This window comes from Streptomyces sp. NPDC059455 (assembly GCF_042750115.1).
Lineage (GTDB): Bacteria > Actinomycetota > Actinomycetes > Streptomycetales > Streptomycetaceae > Streptomyces > Streptomyces endocoffeicus.
Genome location: NZ_JBHYVB010000342.1, coordinates 1 through 7,609 on the forward strand (window position 1 = coordinate 1; position 7,609 = coordinate 7,609).

Below are 7,609 nucleotides of genomic sequence, written 5' to 3' on the forward strand. Positions count from 1 at the left end.
GCCGGGTGTGATGTGGGGGTGGTGCGGGAGTTTGTGCGGGGGCGGTTGCCGGAGTTCATGGTGCCGGGGGCGTGGGTGGTGCTGGATCGGCTGCCGGTGACGGCGAACGGCAAGCTGGACCGGCGGGCCCTGCCGGTGCCGGAGGTCCGGGGGTCTGGTTCGGGTCGTGAGCCACGTACGGCTGTGGAACGGACGCTGTGCCGTTTGTACGCCGAGGTGCTGGGCCTGGAGCGAGTGGGGGCCGAGGACGGCTTCTACGACCTCGGCGGGGACAGCATCTCCACCATCCAGCTGGTCAGCCGGGCCAGAGCGGCTGGGCTGGTCATCACTCCGGCCGATGTGTTCGCCCACAAGACGGTGGCCCGGCTGGCGCACACGGTGACGCCCGCGACTGGCTCGGCCGGTGACCAGGCGGCCGATGTCCCGATCGGCGAGGTGACACCGACCCCCATCATGGAGTGGCTCCGTGAGCAGGGCGGTCCGGTCGACGGGTTCTGCCAGGCAATGCTGATGACCACACCCGCCGGAGCCGATACCCCACAGCTCGCGGACGTACTGCAGGCCCTGACCGACCACCACGACGCGCTGCGGCTGCGGTTGGCGGACCGCCCCGAGGGGGCATGGTCGCCCGAGGTGACAGCGGCGGGAACGGTACGGGCCGCGCAGCGACTGCGCCGTATCGAGACCACGGACGGCCACCCCCCGGAAACCCTCCTGGCCGAGCAGTTCACCGCCGCCCGCACCCGCCTCGACCCGAGGGCCGGGGTGATGTGGCAGGCGGTGCACTTCGACGCCGGGCCTCGGCATCCGGGGCGGCTCCTGCTGGTCATCCACCACCTGGCGGTCGACGGTGTCTCATGGCGCGTTCTGCTGCCGGACCTGGCTGCCGCCTGGGCGGCGGTGACGGCGGAACGGCCGGTGGAGTGGCAACGCGTCGGCACGTCGTTCCGCCGCTGGTCCGCACTGCTGGCCGCCGAGGCGGACACGGAGGCCCGGGATCGGGAGCTGCGCCACTGGGAGGAGGTTCTGGCCGATGTACGGCCCGTGGTGGCGGGGCGGACCGGCGGCGACCGCGACACCTTCGGGACCGCCGGAAACATGGCGTTGCCCATGCCCGGTGAGCACACCGAGCCGTTGCTGACCCGAGTGCCCGGGGCGTTCCACGCGGGTGTGCACGATGTGCTGCTCGCCGCGTTCGCCGTGGCCCTCGACACATGGCGGGAGCGCCATGGCCGGGGCACCGCCGGTGGGCCCATGGTGGTGGACGTCGAAGGACACGGCCGGTCACACCCCCTGGCCGAGGAGGTGGACCTCTCGCGCACCGTCGGATGGTTCACCGCCCTCTATCCCGTCCGGCTGGAACCGGGCCGCGTGGACCAGGAGGAGTTCCGGCGTGGCGGCCCGGCGCTCGGCCGTGCGGTCAAGCGCGTCAAGGAGCAACTGCGGGCTCTCCCCGGCCAGGGACTCGGCTACGGGCTTCTGCGCTACCTCAACCCCCGCACCCGGCCCCGCCTCGCCGCGCTCCCGACCCCCGACATCCGGTTCAACTACCTCGGCCGCATCGCCGCACCGCGCGGCGCGGCACCGTGGACACCCGCCGGGGACGGCACGAGCGGGCCGCTCATGGCGGGCGCGGACGCCGACGCCCCGCTGCCCTACGCCCTGGAGCTGAACGCCGTCACGTACGACGGCCCCGGCGGCCCGTGCCTCGTGGCGCACTGGTCCTGGGCCCGTGGGCTGCTCACCGAGGAGGAGGTGAGCGACCTCGCACAGACCTGGTTCACCGTGCTGAAGGCCATCACGGCGCATGCCGAACGCCCGGACGCCGGCGGCCGCACCCCCTCCGACCTCCCCCTGGTGAACCTCAACCAGGACCAGATCGACCGACTCGAGGCAGCGTGGAGGAAGAAGCGATGACACAGTCAGGACTGCTCGACGTCTTGCCGCTGTCGCCCCTGCAGGAAGGGCTGCTCTTCCACGCTGTGCATGACGTCCAGGCCGGCCACGCCGCCCACGCCGGGAGCGGTGGCGACGGGTACACCGTCCAGATCGTCCTCCGACTGGAGGGGCATCTGCGCCCTGCCGCGCTCCGGGCGGCGGCCGAAACACTTCTGGACCGCCACCAGAACCTCCGCGCCGCCTTCCTGTACGAGGGGATGGACCAGCCCGTCCAGGTCATCCCCCGCGAGATCGAACTGCCGTGGGAGGAGATCGACCTCACCGGGACCGCCGAAGCCGAAGCTGAAACCGAAGCTCAAGCCGAAACCGAAACCGAAGCCCAGGCCGAGCGCCGCGCCGCATGCGAGCGCGTGCTCGACGAGGAGCGAAACCATCGGTTCGACCCCACCGAGCCCCCGCTGCTCCGCTTCACCCTGATCCGTATCGGCACCGACCGCCACCTGCTGGCGCTCACCAACCACCACATCCTGCTCGACGGCTGGTCCTATCCCGTCCTGCTCCAGGAACTGTTCGAGCTCTACGCCCGCGAAGGCGACGACAGCCACCTGCCGCCGGTGACCCCGTACCGGGACTACCTCGCCTGGCTCGCGGCGCGGGACCGGGGGGCCGCCGAGGAAGGGTGGCGGCAGACCCTGGCCGGGCTCGAGGAGCCCACCCTGCTGGCCCCGGCCGCCAACCCGGCACGCCCGGCCCGGCGGGACCGGGCCGCACTGGAACTCCCCGGTGACCTCACCGCGCGGCTGGAGGGCTGGGCACGCGACCAGGGATTGACCCTCGGTACCGTCATCCAGGGCGCCTGGGCCATCATGCTGCACCGTCTGACCGGCCGCGACGACGTCGTCTTCGGCATCACCACGGCCGGGAGGCCACCGGAGCTCCCGGGCGTCGAGAGCATGGTCGGACTGTTCATCAACACCGTGCCGGTGCGGATCACACTTGACCAGGACGAGGCCCTGGCCACGCTGCTCGCCCGGGTGCGGAAGGAGCACGTCCGTCTCCTGGACCGGCAGTACACCGGCCTCACCGAGGTGTGCCAACTGGCCGGACACCCACGACTCTTCGACTCGCTCGTCGTCGTGGAGAACTACCCCATGGATCCGGACGCCGTCTGCCCACCGGAAACCGGCCTCCGGGTGACCGACATCAGCGGACACGACGGCAGCCACTACCCACTCAGCCTGGTCGTCTTCCCCGGCGCGACGCTGCGTCTTCGACTGGACTACCGCGCCGATGTGTTCGACCGCGCCACGGTCGAGAGCGTGCTACGGCGACTGTCCGCCCTGTTGGAGGCGGTGGTCGTGGACGCGGGGCGGTGTGTGGGTGGCGTGGAGTTGGTGTCGGTCGCGGAGCGCGGGGAGTTGTTGGGGTGGGGGAGTGGCGGGGTTGGGACGGTGACGTCGGGGACGGTACCGGGGGTGTCGGGGTGTGGTGGGGCGGTCGCGGTGGTGTGTGGGGAGGTGGCTTTGTCGTATGGGGAGTTGGGGTCGCGGTCGGATCGGTTGGCGCGGTTTTTGGTGGGGTGTGGGGTGGGGCCGGAGCGGTTGGTGGCGGTGGCGATGCCGCGTTCGGTTGATTTGGTGGTGGTGTTGCTGGCGGTGTTGAAGGCTGGTGGCGCGTATGTGCCGGTGGATCCGGGGTTTCCGGCGGAGCGGGTGCGGTTCATGGTGGAGGATGCCGGGCCGGTGTTGGTGGTGGCGTCGGGTGATGTGGTGGGGCGGTTGCCGTCGTTGGGTGTTCCGGTGGTCGTGCTGGATGACCCGGAGACTGCGCGGGAGGTGGCGGGGCATCCAGCGGGGGAGGTGACCGACGCGGATCGTCTGGCGCCGCTGCGTCCATCGCATCCGGCGTATGTGATGTACACCTCCGGCTCGACCGGCACCCCCAAGGGCGTTGTGATCACACAGCATGCCCTGGTGGCGCTGGCCCACGACCAGGCGTTCGACGGCAGTGCACACGACTGCGTGCTGGTGCACTCGCCCCTCGCCTTCGACGCGTCCACCTACGAGCTCTGGGTCCCCTTGCTCCGTGGCGGCAAGCTCGTTCTGATGCCCGATGGCCCGCTCGACACCGCCTCCATGGCCAAGGTGATCGCCGAGCATGGCGTCAGGGGCGTCTTCGCGACCACAGCCCTGTTCAACACTCTCGCCGATGAATCACCCCACTTCTTCGCGAACGTCGAGGAGGTATGGACGGGTGGCGAGGCCGCCTCCGGTGCGGCGGTGCGGCGGGTGACCGACACCTGCCCCGACACCGCCGTGGTGAATGCCTACGGCCCTACCGAGACCACGATGATCGCCACCTACCACCGGGTGGTGCGGGGCGGATCGGCCACCGAGGCGGTACCGATCGGCCGTGGCACGGACAGCACACGGGTGTACGTGCTGGATGGTGGGTTGGGGTTGGTGCCAGTGGGTGTGGTGGGCGAGCTGTATGTGGCGGGTGTGGGGTTGGCGCGGGGGTACGCGGGGCGTGCGGGGCTGACGGCGGAGCGGTTTGTGGCGGATCCGTTCGGTGGTGGGGTGGGGGAGCGGATGTACCGCACCGGGGACCTGGTGCGGTGGGACGCCCAGGGTCGGTTGGTGTTCGTGGGCCGGGCGGACGATCAGGTGAAGGTGCGGGGTTTTCGGGTTGAGTTGGGTGAGGTGGAGGGTGTGGTGGGTGCGCATCCTTTGGTGGGTCAGGTTGCGGTGGTGGTGCGGGAGGATCGTGTGGGGGATCGGCGGTTGGTGGCGTATGTGGTGCTTGCTGCGGCCGGGTGTGATGTGGGGGTGGTGCGGGAGTTTGTGCGGGGGCGGTTGCCGGAGTTCATGGTGCCGGGGGCGTGGGTGGTGCTGGATCGGCTGCCGGTGACGGCGAACGGGAAGCTGGACCGGCGGGCGTTGCCTGCTCCGCAGGGTGGTGGTGGATTGGAGTACACCGCTCCCAGGGATGGGGCCGAGGACCTGCTGTGTCGTTTGTTCGCCGAGGTGCTGGGCGTGGAGCGGGTGGGGATCGAGGACGGCTTCTTCGATCTGGGTGGGCATTCGTTGTTGGCGACGCGGTTGGTGTCGCGGGTGCGGTCGGAACTGGGGGTCGAGCTGCCCGTGGGGGCGGTGTTCGAGGACCCGACGGTGGCCGGACTGGCCCGCCGGGTGGCCAGGGGCGTGGGTCAGACGGGCGGGGAGCGGCCCGAGCTCGTACGTTGTGAGCAGCGGTCGGAGTGGTTGCCCGTGTCGTTTGCGCAGAGCCGTCTGTGGTTTCTGTATCGGTTGGAGGGTCGGTCGGCGACGTACAACATTCCGTTGGTGGTGCGGTTGTCGGGTGAGGTGGATGGTGAGGCGCTGGGGTGGGCGTTGCGGGATGTGGTGGGTCGGCATGAGAGCTTGCGGACGCTGTTTGCCGAGGTGGATGGGGTGGCGTGTCAGCGGGTGCTGTCGGTGGGGGAGGCGGGCCGGCGGTGGCCGGGCCTGGAAGCGGTCACGGTGGGCGGCCGGGCCGAGGCCGAGCGGGCGGTGGCCGAGGTGGTGCGGTACGCCTTCGATCTGGGGGACGAACTCCCGCTGCGTGCGGTGATGGTGCGCGAGTCCGCGTCGGCGGGGTCTGAATACACGCTGGCGTTGGTGATGCATCACATCGCCGCGGATGGCTGGTCGCTGGGGCCGTTGTGGCGGGATGTGGTTCGCGCTTATGCGGCGCGGCGGGAGGGCCGGGCACTCGAGTGGGAGCCGTTGCCGGTGCAGTATGCCGACTACACGCTCTGGCAACGGGAGGTACTGGGCTCCCCTGATGCGCCGGGCAGTGTGCTGGCCGGGCAACTGGAGTACTGGCGCGCCAAGCTCGAGGGTGCTCCCGAGCAGCTTCCTCTACCTGTTGATCGGCCGCGTCCTGTGGTGGCGAGTCATCGGGGTGCGACGGTGGGGTTTGTGTGGCCGGGGTGGCTGCATGGTGGGTTGGTGGGGGTGGCGGGTGCGGAGGGTGCGACGTTGTTCATGGCGTTGCATGCGGGGCTTGTGGCGGTGTTGAGCCGGTTGGGTGCGGGTGAGGATGTGGTGGTGGGGTCGGTGATTGCCGGGCGTGGGGATGAGGCGTTGGAGGATCTGGTCGGGTTTTTTGTGAACACGTTGGTGTTGCGGGTGGACACGTCGGGTCGTCCTGGTTTTCGGGAGTTGTTGGGGCGGGTGCGGGCGGTGGATCTGGAGGCGTATGCGCATCAGGATGTGCCGTTTGAGTATCTGGTGGAGGCGTTGAATCCGGCGCGGACGTTGGCGCATCATCCGTTGTTCCAGGTGATGCTGGCCTTGCAGAACACCGCTCACGCCGGGTTCGATCTGCCGGGCGCGGTGGGCAGGGTGGAGCAGGTCGGCGCGGGCACGTCGCGGATGGATTTGCTGATCAGTGTCGGTGAGCGTCACGCGGGCGATGGCGCGCCTGCGGGGCTGGATATCACGGTGGAGTTCAACACCGACATCTTCACCGAGCGGACGATCGCCTCGGTCATCCAGCGGTGGCGCCGCCTGCTGGAGACAGCCCTGACCGACCCCGACCAGCCGGTCAGCGACATCGACCTACTGACAACCACCGAGCGCACCGCACTCCTCCACCAAGGCGACCCCACTACCGCCCACCCCTCACCCGCCACCACCACGCTCCCCGCCCTGCTGACCGCCCAAGCCGCCCACACTCCCCACGCGCCCGCCGTGGAGTGCGGAGACGAGTGCCTCACCTACGAGGAGGCCGATGTACGAGCGAATCGGCTGGCCCGGTATCTGATTGGGCGTGGAGCCGGGCCGGAAGCGGTGGTGGCCGTGGCGGCGCCCCGCTCGCTCGACATGGTCATCACGGTTTTGGCGGTCCTCAAGTCGGGCGCCACCTATCTGCCGATCGACATGGCGTACCCGCCGTCCCGAATCGGCTTTATGCTGCGCGACGCGTGCCCTCTCGCGGTGGTGACGACCGGCCGTGCCCTCGGCGAGCTGGGTTGCGACGACGTTCCTACGGTGGTGCTCGACGACCCGGACACCGCTGACACGATCGCCGCCCTGTCCGGCTCCGATGTCACCGACGCGGACCGCGTGCACCCTCTGCATCCCCTGCACCCGGCCTATCTCATCTACACCTCCGGCTCCACCGGCGCCCCCAAGGGAGTCGCCGTGCCGCATGCCGGAATCGCGAGCCTGGCACTGACACAGGCCGACCGGTTCGACGTGGGCGAGGGGAACCGGGTCCTGCAACTGGCCTCACCCGGTTTCGATGTGTCCATGATGGAGCTGGTCATGGCCGTCGCCACCGGTGCCACACTGATCGTTCCGCCCGCCCGGACGTTGGTGGGCGAGGACTTGGCCGTCGTACTGCGGGATCAACGCATCAGCCACACCGTCATGTCGCCGACCGTGTTGGGCAGCATTCCCGATGGCGCGTTCCCCGACCTCCGCACCTTGATCATCGGTATTGAGGCGTGTCCGGGGGAACTGGTCCAGCGGTGGTCCGTCGGGCGGCGGATGGTGAATGCCTACGGCCCCACCGAGGCCACGGTGTACGTCACGGCCACGGGACAGCTCTCCGCTCCGGAGGTGCCCCCGATCGGTGGGCCGGTCGCCGGTATGCGGGTGTATGTGGTGGATGGTGGGTTGGGTTTGGTGCCGGTGGGTGTGGTGGGTGAGTTGTATGTGGC

2 protein-coding genes are annotated in these 7,609 nt (G+C 69.8%); both read left to right on the forward strand.

From position 1 onward, the window contains the following. The coding region (locus ACFXB5_RS51425; RefSeq protein WP_385222470.1) for a condensation domain-containing protein at positions 1-1,917 on the forward strand (1,917 nt) is incomplete at its 5' end. Beyond that, on the forward strand, positions 1,914-7,609 hold a 5,696-nt coding region (locus tag ACFXB5_RS51430; protein WP_385222473.1), incomplete at its 3' end, for an amino acid adenylation domain-containing protein. The genes ACFXB5_RS51425 and ACFXB5_RS51430, both read left to right, overlap by 4 nt.